Origin of the sequence: Pseudomonas sp. YH-1 (assembly GCF_051990045.1) — a bacterium.
Lineage (GTDB): Bacteria > Pseudomonadota > Gammaproteobacteria > Pseudomonadales > Pseudomonadaceae > Pseudomonas > Pseudomonas nicosulfuronedens.
This window is the reverse complement of record NZ_CP178184.1, coordinates 4851782-4867137: the sequence shown is the minus strand read 5'-3', so window position 1 is coordinate 4867137 and position 15356 is coordinate 4851782. Positions and strand designations below refer to the sequence as shown.

The 15356-nt window shown below is 65.4% G+C and carries 12 protein-coding genes; 6 read left to right on the top strand and 6 right to left on the bottom strand.

Annotated features, from left to right (window positions below; genetic code table 11):
- Window positions 1–108 precede the first annotated feature (108 nt).
- The 5 genes from ACKI1H_RS22190 (at window position 109) to ACKI1H_RS22170 (ending at window position 10471) form a co-directional block, all read left to right on the top strand.
- A complete protein-coding gene (locus tag ACKI1H_RS22190; protein WP_440466340.1) occupies window positions 109–621 on the top strand; it encodes an N-acetyltransferase family protein in 513 nt (170 codons plus the stop codon).
- Window positions 622–632: 11 nt separating this feature from the next.
- Window positions 633–941: a DUF6916 family protein gene (locus ACKI1H_RS22185; protein ID WP_440466339.1), complete on the top strand. Its 309-nt coding sequence runs from the start codon at window positions 633–635 to the stop codon at window positions 939–941.
- A gap of 67 nt (window positions 942–1008) precedes the next feature.
- A complete protein-coding gene (locus ACKI1H_RS22180) occupies window positions 1009–1617 on the top strand; it encodes a phage tail protein (RefSeq protein ID WP_246084832.1) in 609 nt (202 codons plus the stop codon).
- Between the two features lie 80 nt (window positions 1618–1697).
- A complete protein-coding gene (locus ACKI1H_RS22175; protein ID WP_440466338.1) occupies window positions 1698–8921 on the top strand; it encodes a DUF4347 domain-containing protein in 7224 nt (2407 codons plus the stop codon).
- 62 nt (window positions 8922–8983) lie between these two features.
- Window positions 8984–10471: a TolC family protein gene (locus tag ACKI1H_RS22170; protein ID WP_440466337.1), complete on the top strand. Its 1488-nt coding sequence runs from the start codon at window positions 8984–8986 to the stop codon at window positions 10469–10471.
- 90 nt (window positions 10472–10561) lie between these two features.
- On the opposite strand, the gene ACKI1H_RS22165 is transcribed toward ACKI1H_RS22170, so the two are convergent.
- Window positions 10562–11524, bottom strand: coding sequence for a DMT family transporter (locus ACKI1H_RS22165; protein ID WP_440466336.1), 963 nt, complete (start codon window positions 11522–11524; stop codon window positions 10562–10564).
- A 105-nt stretch (window positions 11525–11629) separates the two neighbouring features.
- Here ACKI1H_RS22165 and ACKI1H_RS22160 point away from each other — a divergent pair, with 105 nt between their 5' ends.
- Entirely contained in the window at window positions 11630–12529 is a 900-nt protein-coding gene (locus ACKI1H_RS22160; RefSeq protein ID WP_440466335.1) for a LysR family transcriptional regulator, read from the top strand.
- A 64-nt stretch (window positions 12530–12593) separates the two neighbouring features.
- Here ACKI1H_RS22160 and ACKI1H_RS22155 read toward each other — a convergent pair whose 3' ends face one another.
- The 5 genes from ACKI1H_RS22155 to ACKI1H_RS22135 all read right to left on the bottom strand — a co-directional run bounded on the left by ACKI1H_RS22155 (window position 12594) and on the right by ACKI1H_RS22135 (window position 15107).
- A complete protein-coding gene (locus ACKI1H_RS22155) occupies window positions 12594–13070 on the bottom strand; it encodes a hypothetical protein (RefSeq protein WP_440466334.1) in 477 nt (158 codons plus the stop codon).
- Between the two features lie 111 nt (window positions 13071–13181).
- Window positions 13182–13700: a hypothetical protein gene (locus ACKI1H_RS22150; RefSeq protein ID WP_440466333.1), complete on the bottom strand. Its 519-nt coding sequence runs from the start codon at window positions 13698–13700 to the stop codon at window positions 13182–13184.
- Window positions 13701–13793: 93 nt separating this feature from the next.
- Window positions 13794–14093: a hypothetical protein gene (locus tag ACKI1H_RS22145; protein WP_138520989.1), complete on the bottom strand. Its 300-nt coding sequence runs from the start codon at window positions 14091–14093 to the stop codon at window positions 13794–13796.
- A gap of 34 nt (window positions 14094–14127) precedes the next feature.
- On the bottom strand, window positions 14128–14523 hold the full coding sequence (locus ACKI1H_RS22140; RefSeq protein WP_138520988.1) for a hypothetical protein: 396 nt from the start codon (window positions 14521–14523) through the stop codon (window positions 14128–14130).
- A complete protein-coding gene (locus ACKI1H_RS22135; protein WP_440466332.1) occupies window positions 14520–15107 on the bottom strand; it encodes a hypothetical protein in 588 nt (195 codons plus the stop codon). Before ACKI1H_RS22135 ends, ACKI1H_RS22140 begins: the two co-directional genes overlap by 4 nt.
- Between the last annotated feature and the right edge of the window lie 249 nt (window positions 15108–15356).

Here is a 15356-nt window from a genome sequence, read left to right as displayed (position 1 = left end):
GAATTGCCTTCAGTATCAGGTAGTCTTGCCGGAAATTGCGTGCGCGATTCAATAACAAAAGGGTGTAGGTAGCTTCCCCAGCTGCCGTATGAAAGGACTCACAGCACCATGACTTCACTCGCGTTGAGGTTCCGTCCCGCCGTGGACGCCGATCTGGCGTTCCTGCGCGCCCTTTATGCGAGCACCCGTTCCGCTGAGCTGGCCCAGGTAGCCTGGGAGCCGGCCGCCATCGATGCCTTCCTCACCCAGCAGTTCGACGCCCAGCATCACTACTACCGGGCGCAGTTTCCCGACGCCGAATACCTGGTGATCGAGGCGGACGCCCAGTCCGTCGGCCGCGTCTACCTCTATTGGGGCGCAGCCCACCTGCAGATCATCGACCTTGTCCTGCTGCCCAGCCATTGCGGCCTGGGGATTGGCACCCGAGTGCTCGGCCAGTTGCTCGAACGCGCCGATGCCCAGGGCCTGAGCGTCGGCCTGCACGTGGAGAACTACAACCCGGCCCAGCGCCTGTATGCCCGCCTGGGTTTCGCCGTGGTCGGCGAAAACGGCGTCTATCTCAAGCTGCGCCGACTGCCCGGCGCCATGCCGCAGGCCATCGCGCCCGCCGCCCTGTCGTGAAGGAAACCCTCATGTATCCGATGCCCACCCAGCAAGGCCTGCAGCAGGCACAAGGCTCCCGCTTCCAGTTGTGGATCGCCCCGGACCAGGCCCTGGATGTCGAGCTGATCGAGGTGCTCAGCGGCAATCCGATGAACAGCGAGTACGAGAGCTTCAGCGCGGCGTTCGCCTTGCCCGAGCAGTGGGATCTGCCCCAGGCGCTGTACCGCCTGTCGCCACCGGACGAGGAGGGCTGGCTGCTGCTGTTGACCCCGGTGCAGCCCGCCGCCGACCGCCGTGCGGTGCTCCAGGCTGTCTTCCATTCTCGCAAGGCAGCGTAGCGACCCATTCCGGCGGCTGCGAACCTGGCCGCCATATCCAGCGATTGGCATCAAGGAGAGGCAATACGTGGAACCCTTTATCGGTGAGATCAAGATGTTCGGTGGCAACTTCGCGCCGCGCGGCTACGCATTCTGCCAGGGGCAACTCATGGCGATCGCGCAGAACACCGCGCTGTTCTCCCTGCTGGGCACGACCTACGGCGGCGATGGTCAGACTACGTTCGGCCTGCCCGACCTGCGCGGCCGCAGCCCCGTCGGCCAAGGGCAAGGCCCCGGTACCGGGCTGGTCGTTCTGGGCCAGGTCGGGGGTGTCGAGAGCACCACGCTGACTCTCAACCAGATGCCGCAGCATACGCACACCGTGACCTTCAGCTCGCCGCTGACCGCCACCGGCCAGGCCGCGATCCCGGCCGCTTCGGCTAGCACCACGACCCAGGCAGCCCCGGGTGCGACCACCGTACTCGGCCCGATCGCCGCCAGCGGGCGGCCGGGCACGCTGTACTCCACCACGGCGGCGGATACCACCTTGCAGCCGTTCAGCATCACCTGCAGCGGCAGCGTACCGAACGGGACTGCCAGCATTGCCGGCGGAAGCCAGCCTTTCTCGCTGCGCAACCCCTACCTGGGCGTCAATTTCATCATCGCGCTGGAAGGGGTCTTCCCGTCGCGCAACTGATCGCTCGTTTTCGACCGTAACAGCAGCAAACAGCGGAGCGGGGCATCCCCGCTCCCGACCAAGAGCAGTGGAGGTGGGTCATGTGGTGGAACAAGGCGAAGCGTGCAGTAGCGGTCAAGGCAGCGGCAAAGCCGGCCCTGGCGATGGCGCTGGAACCGCGCATGCTGTTCGACGGCGCCGTGGCCGCCACCGTGGCCGAGGCGGCTGACGCCAAGCCGACCGCCGACACCGCCGCGAAGGACACCCAGGCCCACCCGGCGCAGGACAACAGCGCCCACGAGGGCAGCCAGGACGCACTTTCCGCCGTGCCCGCCGGCACCTCGGATCACCGCCAGGAAGTGGTGTTCGTCGACGCTCACGTGAAGAACTACCAGCAGTTGATCACTGGGTTGAAGCCAGGTACCGAGGTGGTGGTGTTGCAGAGCGGCAAGGACGGTCTGCAGCAGATCGCCGACTACCTGCAAGGGCGCAGCGACGTGGGCAGCATCCACATTCTCAGCCATGGGGACGTTGGCAAGATCGAGTTGGGCGGAGAGTGGCTCGATGCGTCTTCTTTGGCTTCTCACCGAGATGCGCTGACCCGAATCGGGCAGGCGCTGGGCGAGCAGGGCGATATCCTGCTCTACGGTTGCAGTATCGGCGCCCAAGGGGCTGGCCGCGACTTCATTCAGTCGCTGGCTAGCGCGACCGGCGCTGATGTTGCTGCTTCCGATGACATGACCGGCGCCGCAAGTCAGGGTGGTGACTGGGTGCTGGAGCAACACGTCGGGGGCATAGAGGCTTCGGCTCTGGCGTTGAGCGACTACGACGCGTTGCTGGCCGCCCCTTCCAGCGAAAACTTCGATGGAGTTGTCACCGATAACGGCGGGCGCAGCTTCGGCACGCCGGGGCAGTCACGGATCATCAACAACTGGACCTTCACCCTGCTCAATGCCCAGGGTACCCAGGATACCGGCCAGGACAGCTACGTCGACGTGACCCAAATGGTCGAGGACTCCAGTCTCGCCAATGGCTCCAACGACCATGCTGTCTTTCTCAACGGCACCTACCAGGGCGGTAGCACTGGTACCCAGGCAGCCGCAGTGTTCAAGGCCACTTCGGGCGAGGAGTTCGCGCTCACCTCCCTGATGGTCGAGCGCGGTCTGTCCGACTCCGGCGCCTATCGTCTGGTGGGCTACCGCGACGGTGTTGCGGTTTCCGGTGCCACGCAGAATTTCACCGCTGGCGATTACGGCACGGGCGGTACGCTGGTGACGGTTTCGGGTACAGCATGGCAGTTCATCGATGAAGTGCGCATCGTCCGTCAGGACGGCGCGGCTGATGTGTCGGTCTATCTGGATGACATTACGGTGGGTGTGGCTGTGCCGCCTAATGTGGCGCCTACGGTGAACAACCTCAACGGCGATTCCGTCACCTTCGTCGAGAAGGCGGGTGCCGTGCTGCTCGATGCTGGCGGCAATGCCCAGGTGACCGATGCCGACTCGGCCGACTTCGCCGGGGGTACGGTGGTCGCTTCCATCACGACCAACCGCGTGGCGGGCGAGGATTTGCTGTCCATCCGCAACCAGGGGGCGGGGGCAGGGCTGATTGGTGTCAGTGGCAGCAATGTGACTTATGGCGGCACCGTCATTGGCACCTTCAGCGGCGGCAGCGGTACCACTGACCTGACTATCACGCTCAATTCGGCAGCCAATCCGGCAGCCGTGTCCGCGTTGTTGGCGAACCTCACCTACAGCAACAGCAGTAGCAATCCCAGCCTGCAAGCCCGGACCATCACCATCGGCGTGAACGATGGTGACAGCAGCAGTGTTACCAACAGCCAGGTGACCGTCGCCATATCCGCGGTCAACGATGCGCCGACGCTGAGCCCCGCCAACAACACGACCAGCTACACCGAGGGCGGCAGCGCCGCCGTACTGGTGGGTGGCCTGGTGGTGGCCGATGCCGACAGCACGACCTTCCAGGGTGCCACGGTCACCATCAGCGATTTTCGCTTGGGTGACATGCTGTCGGCGAACCTTTCTGGCGGCTTCTCGTCGACCTACAACAGCGGCACCGGCGTGCTGCAGATCAGCGGCAGCGGCTCGCTGGCCTCGCTGCAGGCCGTGCTGCGTTCGGTGACCTATTCGTCTTCTTCGGACGACCCCACCGTCGGCGGCACCGACATGACCCGCCAGGTCAACTTCACCGTGATCGACGCCGAGGGCGCCACTTCCAACATGGCCACCGCGCAGGTAATGGTGACCGCCGTGAACGACGCTCCGACATTGTCCGGCGGACCCTACGCATGGGCCGGCACCAGCGAAGACGCCACCTCGAGTGCAGTCACCGTGTCCACCCTGCTGGGCGGCATGACCTACACCGACGCCGATGGCCCGAACAGCGGCATTGCCATCATCGCCAGCACCGGTAGTGGCGACTGGCAGTATTCCACTGATGGCGCGACCTGGACCCAGTTTGGCAGTGTCAGCGCCACCAGCGCCCTCACGCTGTCGGCGACTACCCAGTTGCGCTATGTGCCCAACGGGCAGAATGGTGAGACGGCGACGCTGTCGTTCCGGGGCTGGGACGGGAGTTCCGGCACTGCCTCCACCAATGGTGTGCGCCACCTGAGCGATACCAGCACCAACGGCGGCAGTACCGCGTTCTCCAGCGGAACGGGCCAGGCGGCGATCATCGTCAGCAGCGAAAACGATGCGCCCGTACTGACGCCGACGGCGCCCACGCTCACCGGGCTGACCGATTCCGACGTCAACAACGTCGGCCAGGCCGTCTCCAGCTTCCTCGGCGGCGTCAGCGACGTCGACAGCGGGGCGCTGACAGGCATTGCCATCACCGGCCTGGACGCCGGCAACGGCACCTGGCAATTCAGCGTGAATGGCGGTGCCAGCTGGCAGAACGTCGGAGCGGTTTCCTTCAATTCGGCGCTGCTGCTGCGCAGCAGCGACCGCGTGCGCTTCGTGCCGGACGGTATCAATGGCACCAGTGCAAGCATCACCTACAGCGCCTGGGACCAGACTGGCATCACAGCCGGCCTGCAAGGCACCAAGGCCAATGCATCCGGCGCTGGTGGCAGCACGCCATACTCCATCGGCAGCGACACTGCCTCGATCACCGTCACAGCGGTCAACGATGCGCCGCTGGTCACCACCAGCGGTGGCAGCGCCGCGTTCGTCGAAGGCGATGGCGTCGCTTCGACTCCGGTGGTGATCGACAGCGGACTCACGGTGATCGACACCGACTCGCCTTTGCTGCAGAGCGCCAGGGTGCAGATCGACGGCAATTTCCGCAGTGTCGAGGATACGCTCGCTTTCACCAGCAATCCGGCCACCATGGGCGACATTGTCGGCAGCTACGACAGCACCACCGGCACCATGTTCCTGACTTCCGCCGCCGGAGCCACCGCCGCGCAATGGCAGGCGGCACTGCGTAGCGTCACCTATTCCAACAGCTCGGATACCCCGGTCACCAGCACTCGCACCGTCACCTTCGTGGTCAACGACGGCGCCGCCGACAGCAGTGCGGCCACTCGCACGGTGACCGTCACGGCGACCAACGACGCGCCTGTGGTCACGGTGCCGGGCGGGCTGACGGTGGTCGAGGATACGCCCACCGCCATTACCGGGATCAGCTTCTCGGACGTGGACGCAGGGTCCGGCAGCGTCACCGTTACGCTCTCGGTCGGCAGCGGCAGCCTGAGCGCGATCTCCGGTATCGGCGTCACCATCGGCGGCACTTCCAGCGCAATGACGCTGACCGGCGCGATCGATAACATCAACCTCTTCATTGCCAGCGCCCGGGTCACCTTCCTGACTGCCGCCAACGCCACGGCCGACGTCATCCTGACCGCCAGCATCAACGACAACGGCCAGTCCGGCGGCGCCCCCCGCAGCGACAGCGACACGCTGCTGCTCAGCGTGACGGCGGTGAACGATGCACCGAACATCAGCGCACCGGGCAGCATCGCCGTGACCGAGGATGTCTCGCAGGCGCTGACCGGCATCAGCTTCAGCGATATCGACGCCGGCTCCGGCACTGTCAACGTGGAGTTCAGCGTGCCGCTCGGCGCCGGTTCCCTCAGCGCCCTCAGTGCCTCCGGGGTCACCGTGTCGGGCTCGGGCAGCGGCACCCTTGGCCTGTCCGGGACGCTTGCCGATATCAATGCCTTCGTTGCCAGCGGCATGGTGCGCTACACCACTGCCGCCAACGCGACTAGCAACGTGGTGCTGTCGCTGCGGATCGATGATGGCGGGCAGAGCGGTAGCGGAGGCAACCAGACCGCCAGCACGACCGTCACCCTGTCCGTCAGCGCCGTCAACGATGCGCCGGTGAACCAGGTGCCGGGCAACCAGAGCGTGCTTCAGGACGGCACGCTGGTGTTCGGTGCCGGCAATAGCAATGCGATTTCCATCAGCGATGTGGACGCCGGTGGTGGCGTCCTGCAGGTAACCCTCACCGTGACCAACGGGCTGCTGAGCCTGGGCAGTTTCTCGGGCCTGAGCTTCCTGGTTGGCAGCGGCACCGGCGATGCCACCATGACCTTCGTGGGTAACCAGGCTGACATCAACAACGCGCTGGCGGGCATGACGTTCAGCCCTACCTCCGGCTATTACGGTGCGGCCTCGCTGCAGATCACCACCAATGACCAGGGGCTCAGCGGTTCCGGCGGTGCCAGGACCGATACCGATTTCATCAGCATCGACGTTCGCCAGCCCAACCCGACCATTGTCGGCGTCAACAGTGCCACCCCCGATGGCGGCTACAAGGTCGGAGACAGCGTCAGCATTATCGTCACCTTCGATCAGGCGGTGGTCGTCAGTGGCGGGACGCCGACCCTGCTGCTGGAAACCGGGCTCATCGACCGTAATGCGGTCTACGTAAGCGGCAGCGGCACCTCCACGCTGGTCTTCTCCTATGTGGTGCAGGCCGGGGACCGGAGCGCCGACCTCGACTATGTCAGCAGCAGCGCGCTGTCGCTCAACGGCTCCTCGATCAGCGCTGCCAGCCTGGGCCTCCAGGCCGTCCTCACGCTGCCGGCGGCGGGAGCCGCGAACAGCCTGGGCGCCAATGCCGCGCTGGTGATCGATGGCGTGGCACCGGTGATCAACTCTGTCAGCGTGCCGGCCAACGGCACCTACGTGGCGGGGCAGAACCTCGACTTCACCGTCAACTTCAGTGAAGGCGTTTTCGTCGATACCACCGGCGGCATCCCGCGTATCGCTGTGACCCTCGACAACGGCGGCACCGTGTTTGCCCAGTACCTCAGTGGCAGTGGCAGCAACGCCCTGGTGTTCCGCCTGGTGGTCGCCAGCGGTCATTCGGATGCCGACGGCATCCTCCTCGGTTCGTCCATCCAGGCCAATGGCAGTACCCTGCGTGACGCCGTCGGCAACAACATCAACGCCACCCTCAATAACGTGAGCGTCACCTCCGGGGTGCGGGTCGATGCCCTGGCGCCCACGGTGAGCAGTGTCAGCGTCCCGGCCGGCGTCCCCTACAACGCCGGGGACACCCTGACCTTCGTGGTCAATACCAGCGAAGCGGTACTGGTCAACGGCGTGCCGCAACTCGCCCTGGATATCGGCGGCACCACGGTGTTCGCCAATTTCGTCGCCGGCTCCGGAAGCTCCACGCTGGTCTTCCAGTACACCGTGAGGGCAGGGGATAACGATGCCGACGGCATCCGCGTGGGTGGCCTCTCGACCAATGGCGCGACCCTGCGCGATGCAGCCGGCAATGCCCTGGACCTGGGCCTCAACAACGTCGGCGGCACCAGTGGCGTGATCGTCGACACCCTGGCGCCGACCCCCAGCGCCATCGTCAGCCTCGACCCGTCGCCCTCCAACGCCGGCAGCGTGCGTTACACCGTGACCTTCAGCGAAGGCGTGAGCGGGGTGGACCTGAGCGACTTCGCCCTGGTCAGCACCGGCACGGCGTCGGGCAGCCTGAGCGACCTGCAGCAGATCGACGCACACACCTATCAGGTCACCGTCAGCGGTATCTCCGGGACCGGCACGCTGGGCCTTGATCTCAACGGCAGCGCGACCGGCATCGTCGATGCCGCGGGCAATCCCATTGCCGGCGGGCTGACCGGCGCTGTCTACGCCATCGACCGCGATGCGCCCACCGTCACCGCCGTCAGCGTGCCGCCGGGCGGCCTGCACAGCGTCGGCGACACTCTGGAATTCGTGGTGCAGACCAGCGAGGCCGTGGTGGTTGACGGCACGCCGCGACTGGCCATCGACCTGGGCGGGCGCACCGTCTACGCCGATTATGCCGGCGGCTCGGGCAGCACCAGCCTGGTGTTCCGCTATACCGTCCAGGCCGGCGACAACGACGCCGACGGCATCCAGGTCAGCGGCCTTTCCGCCAACGGCGGCTCGCTGCGGGACGCCACCGGCAATGCGCTGATCCCGTCGCTGAACGGGGTCGGTGACAGCCATGGAGTACTGGTGGACACGCGCGCACCCACGGCTACCGGCGCGGTGCGGCTGGACCCGTCGCCGACCGGCGCCGACACGCTGAACTTCCTGGTGACCTTCGATGAAGATGTCAGCGGCGTGGATGCCGGCGATTTCTCGCTGGTAACCAGCAACTCCGCCAGCGGCAGCATCGTCTCGGTGGTGCAGCTCGACGCGCGGATCTACCGCGTGACCGTCGGCGGCGTGAGCGGGCAGGGCAGCCTGGGGCTTTCGGTCAATCCGGGCGACATCCGCGACGCGGCCGGGAATGCGCTGAGCAACGGCCTGCGTGGCGACAGTTATGTGATCGGCTCGCTGTCCGATGGCGACCCGCAGTTCCGTATCACCGACCCGAGCGTGCCGCCGACTCCGTCTCAGGTCGCCATTCAGCCCAACGTACCGGTGGCCGTGCTACCGCAGAACAGCTCGCCGGTGATTCCGCCGTCGCTGTTCCAACCCGAAGGCGTGGGCGGCCTGCCGCCCCTGGGGAATATCTTCATCCAGAACGGCGCGCCGTCGCAGAGCTTCATCGCCCAGGTGTTCGGCGATTCGGCCTTCGGTGACGGCAGTGGCCGCGGCTTCCTCGGCTTCGGCGGCGGTGATGGTGGGGTGTTCGGCAGCAGCACGCTGTCGAGCGTTTTCAGCCGTGACGGCTCCGATCAGAGCCAGCCGTTGAAAGCCTTCGACCGCCGCGGCGGCGATATCGACCAGGGCATCCGCGGCGTCTTCGGCGCGCCCAGCATGGCCCAGCAACTGCAACAGATCCACGAATCCGAACAACAACCGCTGCGTGAGCTGGCCTGGGCGCTGGGGCAGGTTGCCCAGGGCCGCGACGCAACCTGATTACCACCATTGGCAAGCAGAACAAGCAAAAGAGAAAGCCGTAACGAGGGGGACGGCCAGGGATGAAAAAACACACGACCTTGCTGGGGATCAGCCTGTTGGCGCTAGCCGTCAGCGGCTGTGCAGTGACCACGCAACCGATCGACCGCAGTGTCAGCGAGCAACGCGCCCGCGACGACCTGCAGGCGATGTTCAAGGACCAGGAGCCGCTCAGCGGCCCGCTCACCCTGCACGACGCCATGGCCCGTGCGGTGAAGTACAACCTCGAGTCGCGCCTGAAGGTGATGGAGGAGGCGCTGTCGCGCCGGCAGCTAGACCTCGCGACCTTCGACATGCTGCCGCGCATGGCGCTCGAGGCGGGTTACGCCGGGCGCAACAATCAGAGCGCCTCCAGCAGCCAGAGCGTGCTGACCAACACCCAGTCGCTGGAACCGTCCACCTCGCAGGACCGCGACCGCGACGTCGCTGACCTGACCATGGTGTGGAACGTGCTCGACTTCGGCGTCAGCTATGTCAGCGCCAAGCAGCAGGCCGACCAGCGCCTGATCGTCCAGGAGCGTCGGCGCAAGGTGGTGCAGACCATCATCCAGGACGTGCGCTCGGCCTACTGGCGAGCCGTGGCCGCGCAGCGCCTGCTCGATCGCATCGACAGTCTGATGGCCCGCGTCGACAGCGCGCGCAAGGACAGCCAGCAGATGAGCCAGCAGCGCATCGGCGACCCGGTCCAGGCGCTGGGTTACCAGCGCGCACTGATCGAAGCCAGCCGCCAGCTGGAAGAGCAGCGCCGCGCGTTGTCCCTGGCCAAGACCGAACTGGCCACCCTGATCAACCTGCCGCTGGGTACCGAGCTGACCCTCGCGGCGCCGGAGGGCTACGACGTACCGGACCTCAAGGTGGGGATCGAACAGCTGGAGCAGCAGGCACTGGCCAGCCGCCCCGAACTGCGCGAACAGGACTACCAGGCGCGCATCAGCGCCGCAGAAACCCGCAAGGCCATGCTGCGCCTGCTGCCGGGCCTGGAGTTCTCCGCCGGCGGGCATTACGACTCCAACAGCTTCCTGGTCAACAATCGTTGGGCCGACTATGGCGTCAAGGTCACCTGGAATCTGTTCAACGTGTTGTCTGCTCCGGCGGCCATCGACGTCGCGAAGGCTGGCGAAAACGTCAACGTCGCGCGTCGGCAGGCCATGTCGATGGCGATCCTGGCTCAGCTCTACGTGGCTAACGCCAACTACAACGAGGCACGCCGCCAGTTCGTCACCACCCAGGAACTGGCCAGCCTGGACAACCAGATCGTCGGCCAGCTGCGCAACCGTCGTCAGGCGCAGGGGATCGGCGACCTGGAATTGATCCAGGGCGAGCTCAATGCGTTGCAGGCCGATCTGCGCCGCGACCTGGCCTATGCAGAACTGCGCAACAGCTACGGCCAGGTGTTCGCCTCGGCCGGTGTCGACCCGCTGCCCAGCAATGCCCCCGATACCAAGCTGGCCACGCTGGCCAACGGTCTAGCTGAGAAAGAGCGTCAGCTCGACAGCGGCAACGTGCAGTAGTCGCTCCCGACGTGCCAGTGCCGAGACGCTACTGGCACGTCGAGTGCGTTTCGTCCGCGGTGAGCTGACGGGGCATCTGAGCACATGTGCTCAGCCGGTGGCCTTGCAATCCCCGGCTTGCTGCTTCGGCGCAGCCGCCTTGGCCCCGGACAACCGCGATACCCCGAACAGCACCAGTGCCAGTCCGGCAATCTGGTACACCGTGATTGCCTCGCCCAGCAGAGCCCAGGAAGCGAACACGGTCAGTACCGGGCCCAGGTTGCCAAAGGCGGCCGCGTGGGTGGCACCCATGCGCTGGATCGCCAGGGCCATCCAGTAGATCGGCAGCACGGTGGAGATCAGCGCCATCAGCGAGCCGTGGACCCATACAGCGCCGGGCAAGGTTGCCAGTTGCTGCACATTGCCGCTCACCGCGTAGTGGATCAGCACCATCACTGACGACGCACCGCCGGCCAGTCCCGCCAGTCGCATCGAGCCCACGCGCCGCACCACGGCGGCCGTGCCCATGTAGTAGAGGGCATAGGTCACGGCGCTGGCGAAGACCCAGAGGGCGCCCAGCAGGATCTGCCCATCGGCGCCTTCCACGCGGATGTCGTGCACCAGCGCGATGCCCAGGCCCAGGTAGCACAAGCCCATGGCCGCCAGCGTGCGGGAGTCGGGACGTTCGCGGTTCACGGCCATCTGCAGGAGCAGCACCAGGGTCGGGTAGGTGAACAGGATCAGCCGTTCCAGCCCGGCGCTGATGTACTGCAGGCCATAGAAGTCGAACAGGCTGGACAGGTAATAGCCGAACAACCCGAGCAGCAGGATGCGCAAGCCATCGGCCAGCGTCAGGCGGGCCTGCTCCGGGCTCCGGCTCAGCCAGATCAGCCAGAGGAACAGCGGCAGCGCCAGGCCCATGCGGATCGCCAGCACGGTCACCGCATCCACCGGTGCGGTAGCGTAGGAGAGCTTCACGAAGACAGCCTTGAGGCTGAAGCCAGTGGCGGACAGCACGGCGAAGAATACGCCGTTGCGCAGGCTGCGCTGGTACAGAGAGGTCAGGCTATTCATGGCGGCACAGGTGCAAGGCAGAAGAAAGGCTTTATTCTAGAGAGAAGGCCGCCCCGCTAGAATCGCAACTTGGCGAACATGGCTTTCGTATTTGGAGAACGCTTCATGCATTTCGATCTCGCCGATCTGCGACTGATCGCGGCCATCGCCAGCACCGGCAGCCTGAGCAAGGCGGCGGCGTCGGTGCCCGTGGCTGTTTCGGCTGCGAGCAATCGCCTGCGTCTGTTCGAGGAGCGCTGCGGGCTCTCCCTGTTCGCCCGGCACAGTGACGGCATGACCCTCACGCCGACCGGCCGCCTGGTGCTCGAAGCCGCCCAGCGCGTACTGAAGGAGGCCCGGCAGCTCAGGGATACCTTGCAGGAGCTGAGCGGAGAGCGGCGCATCACCCTGCGCCTGGCGGCTTCCACGGTGGCCAACAGCACTTTCCTGCCCACTGCGCTGGGGCCGTTCCTGGCGGATTACCCGGAAGTGGACCTGCAACTGACCGAGCAGAACAGCAAGGATGTGCTGCGTGCCGTGCAGGAAGGGCAGATCGACATTGGCGTCTACGACGGTAACCTGCCCACTGCTGGCTTGCTGTCGCTGCCGTTTCGTAACGACAAGCTGGTGCTGCTGGTCCCGCAGGACCATCCGTTGGCCAGCCAGCACCTGCCGAGCTTGCGCGATGCGCTGAGTTTTCCCTTCGTCTGCCTGCCGGCCGAACGCGCCATGCAGCGCTTTGTCGAGGCCATGGCGGTGCGCAATGCCATGCCGCTCAAGGTGCGGGTGCGCGCACCGAGCTTCGATGCCATTGCCCAGCTGGTCGCCCAACGGGTGGGCGTGGCCATGCTCCCGGAGGCGGCCGCCACACGTATGGCGCAGGAACTGCCGGCCGTGGTGGTGGCGCTCGCCGACGCCTGGGCCACTCGTGAGCTACGCATCTGCGTCGCTGACTGGGATGCGCTGTCGTCCCATGCACGGCAGCTGGTGACCTACCTGATGAACGAAGGGGCCGCCGCTCGCTGAAGCGGGATGAGGAAGGAGTGAGGAACGGCCAGCCTTGGCAGCGCCGAAAGCTGGCCGGATGGCTTCACGCGGAGGTGTTCACCGAGGTGCCGCTGGTGCTGCTGCCCGACTCGGTCAGGGCTTCGGAGTAGGCGGCGGTAGCCGCCGCCACCGCTGCTGAAGCGGACGAAACTCGTGCCTGCGCGGCTTGTGCGGCGATCTGCTGGGCCTGCTGCTCTTCCTCGGTCTGGCCGCCGCCCTGGCTGGCCTTGGCCAGTTCCTGCTCGGCTTCTTCCAGCTCCTTCTGCGCCTGTTCCATGGCCTGCTTGAGCTTGTCCAGGGTGGTGTCTGAACTGCTGTCGGAGCTGCCGCTCGCGCCAGCAGCACCGCCACCGGCTGCTCCGTTCGCGGACTGCGCCGACGAGCTGGCAGTGGCCTGAGAGGTGCCAGTGGCATCGCTGGTGGTGCTGTCTTCGCTGCTCACGGAGACGGTGGAGGTGGTCGAAGTCGAGGCGGTGGTATAGCGAACGTTGGTGGCGCTGACAGCGCTGATGGTAGTCATGGACAGGCTTCCGTTGAGGATGGGTATCCGCAATGGCGGCTGCCGGGGAGAGAAATTTAGAGCGGCTTGTTATCGACTTGGTATCGGGCCTGGTACTTCAGATGCTCGGCCTCAGTTCTGCTCCACCAGCCGGGGCGTCTGCGAACCTTCCAGGGCCAGGTGGATCACGCCGGCGCGGCTGGGGAAGTTCGGCGAATCGTCATCGGTGTTCTCCATCACCGGGATGTCGATCAGGGTACGCCTGCCCGACGGATCGGCAACCAGCCGGGCGTCCAGCTTCTCGATCGAGCGCCAGCCACCGCCGCCGATCTGCATCGCATCGAGCAGGCTGTAATGCTCCTGGCCTTCTTCGTTCGGCGTGGAGGAAAACACGGCCAGGTACTGGCTGTAGTTGTTGCCCATGTCGAAGCCTTCGATGGTGAACACCGCCAGGGTGATCTCGCTGTTCTGGCCAGTCTTCAAGGTCTGCACATGGGTGGCTTCGGGGTAGCCGGTGGCGAAGCTGTCCTTGTACAGCTCCACCAGGCGGCTGACCTGTTCCTCCAGGGGCTTGGGAACGGTCGGCTGGTCGGCGGCGTGGGCGAGGGTGCAGGCAAACAGCAGGCTGGCGGCCAGCAGGGGCAGTTTCATGGAAGGTCGTCCTTGACGGTATTGAGCGAGCGGCCCGGCCAGCACACTGGATGCTGACCGTCGCAGTGATCAGTGCCCTTGGGCGGGAATCGCTCAGTTCTTTGGCACCCAGTCCCCGACCTGCGAGCAGGAGTAGGTATTGGAGTAGTCGTAGTAGCGCTGCAGCGGCGCGCCGCTTTCGTAGGTCCCGCACTGGTAGACCGACGTGCCTTTCTGCAGGATCAGAAAGTGGATCTGGGTGACTCGTCCTGGCGCCACGTAGGCGGCCTTCACTTCATAGCCGCTGCGCAGCAGCTCCGTCACCTTGACCTCTTCGGCGGAGGCCTGCGAACTGATGGCCGCGAGGCCGAGTAACGGAAATACGGCTTTTGCCAGGTAGCCCATGTTTGCCATGGTTTCGTCTCCTCCTTGATGAGGAAGCCTGTGCTCAGGCTTCCGGCTTCAGCGAGATGCCGCCGCAATTGCCGCGGGTCAGCAGGTAGTCCACCTGCCGGGCGCGGTTGATGGCCACGCGGATTTCGCAGCTGGCCGAGTGCACCACATCGCCCCAGTATTCGGTATGCACCAGCTGGCCGTTCTGCGGGCCGGTGTAGGTGCCGAGCGCTTCACGCGAGACATAGGAAGTGTCGCGGCGGTAGATCAGCACGACCCAGTCATTCTCCGGCGCCAGACCGATATCGCTGGGTGCCCCGAAGTGGTCGATGGCGTCGCCAGCCGGACGGCCCTTCCAGTAACTGCGCGCCTGCGCCTCGGGCAGGGTGGGAATGGCGGAGCAGCCGCCGAGCAGGATGGCGATCATCCCCAGTGCCAGTAGTCCTTTCATTGCACGCCCTCCTTGGCCGGTGCGTTCTTGACGGGCATCTGCTCGAAGCCCTTGTCGACCATCTGCAGGATCAGGTTCTTGGCGTGCTCGCGGTTCTGCAGTTGGAACAGGCCAGGGGCGGCCGAGACCAGCTGCGTCATCGGCATCTTGCCCAGCGGGTACATCTTCTGCTCGACGTGCGCGTCCGGCTTGCAGAGGAAGTCGCGGCTCTGGGCGATCCAGGCCTCGGGCTTCTTCTGCCACTCCTTGGAAACCTTCTTCGGACGGATATCGTTGTAGAACTTGTCGTAGTTCTGTGCGCCGTTGAGGCGCACGCGGTTCTTCGCGCAGTCGACCTCGACGTCATAGGCGGTGAAGGTCGGTTTGGCGCCTTCCTCGTAGAACTGATAGACGCCCAGCGAGCGCACGCCGTTCTTGCGATCGTAGATGTTGGCGGGGTCGCCATCGACGACGAAGATTTCGTTCTTGTAGAGGCTGCCCTGTTGGTGAATCAGCCAGAAATCGCCAGAGGGACCTTCCGCTTGCGCGGCGAGCGGGCTGCAAAGCAGCAGGGCAGGCAGCCAGGGCCTGAGGGGCTTGAGCATGACGGACATTCCTTTGCCGTTGTGATCGCCGGAGCGCAGCGCCCCCCGGCGAAAGAAGGGTAGGAATCTAGTGGCGCAGGTTTTGACGGTCAACCGAAGTGTAGGAATTCTGTGACAGACGGCAGTGAAGTTGTCGTGTTGAAACGACCCGGAAGTGAAGGCTCCCGGTTGAGGGCGCGGCCTTTGCGCCCCTGCGCAGACCACGGCGAAAGCCGCACTTCAAGGCGGCCAACACCGGTTGCTTGAAGG

Bases quoted from the DNA above. Each gene is read 5' to 3' on its own strand.
- ACKI1H_RS22140 (WP_138520988.1), bottom strand. From the start codon at position 14,523: ATGAAAGGACTACTGGCACTGGGGATGATCGCCATCCTGCTCGGCGGC.
- ACKI1H_RS22155 (WP_440466334.1), bottom strand. From the start codon at position 13,070: ATGACTACCATCAGCGCTGTCAGCGCCACCAACGTTCGCTATACCACC.
- ACKI1H_RS22190 (WP_440466340.1), top strand. From the start codon at position 109: ATGACTTCACTCGCGTTGAGGTTCCGTCCCGCCGTGGACGCCGATCTG.
- ACKI1H_RS22165 (WP_440466336.1), bottom strand. From the start codon at position 11,524: ATGAATAGCCTGACCTCTCTGTACCAGCGCAGCCTGCGCAACGGCGTA.
- ACKI1H_RS22175 (WP_440466338.1), top strand. From the start codon at position 1,698: ATGTGGTGGAACAAGGCGAAGCGTGCAGTAGCGGTCAAGGCAGCGGCA.
- ACKI1H_RS22135 (WP_440466332.1), bottom strand. From the start codon at position 15,107: ATGCTCAAGCCCCTCAGGCCCTGGCTGCCTGCCCTGCTGCTTTGCAGC.
- ACKI1H_RS22185 (WP_440466339.1), top strand. From the start codon at position 633: ATGTATCCGATGCCCACCCAGCAAGGCCTGCAGCAGGCACAAGGCTCC.
- ACKI1H_RS22150 (WP_440466333.1), bottom strand. From the start codon at position 13,700: ATGAAACTGCCCCTGCTGGCCGCCAGCCTGCTGTTTGCCTGCACCCTC.
- ACKI1H_RS22145 (WP_138520989.1), bottom strand. From the start codon at position 14,093: ATGGCAAACATGGGCTACCTGGCAAAAGCCGTATTTCCGTTACTCGGC.
- ACKI1H_RS22160 (WP_440466335.1), top strand. From the start codon at position 11,630: ATGCATTTCGATCTCGCCGATCTGCGACTGATCGCGGCCATCGCCAGC.
- ACKI1H_RS22170 (WP_440466337.1), top strand. From the start codon at position 8,984: ATGAAAAAACACACGACCTTGCTGGGGATCAGCCTGTTGGCGCTAGCC.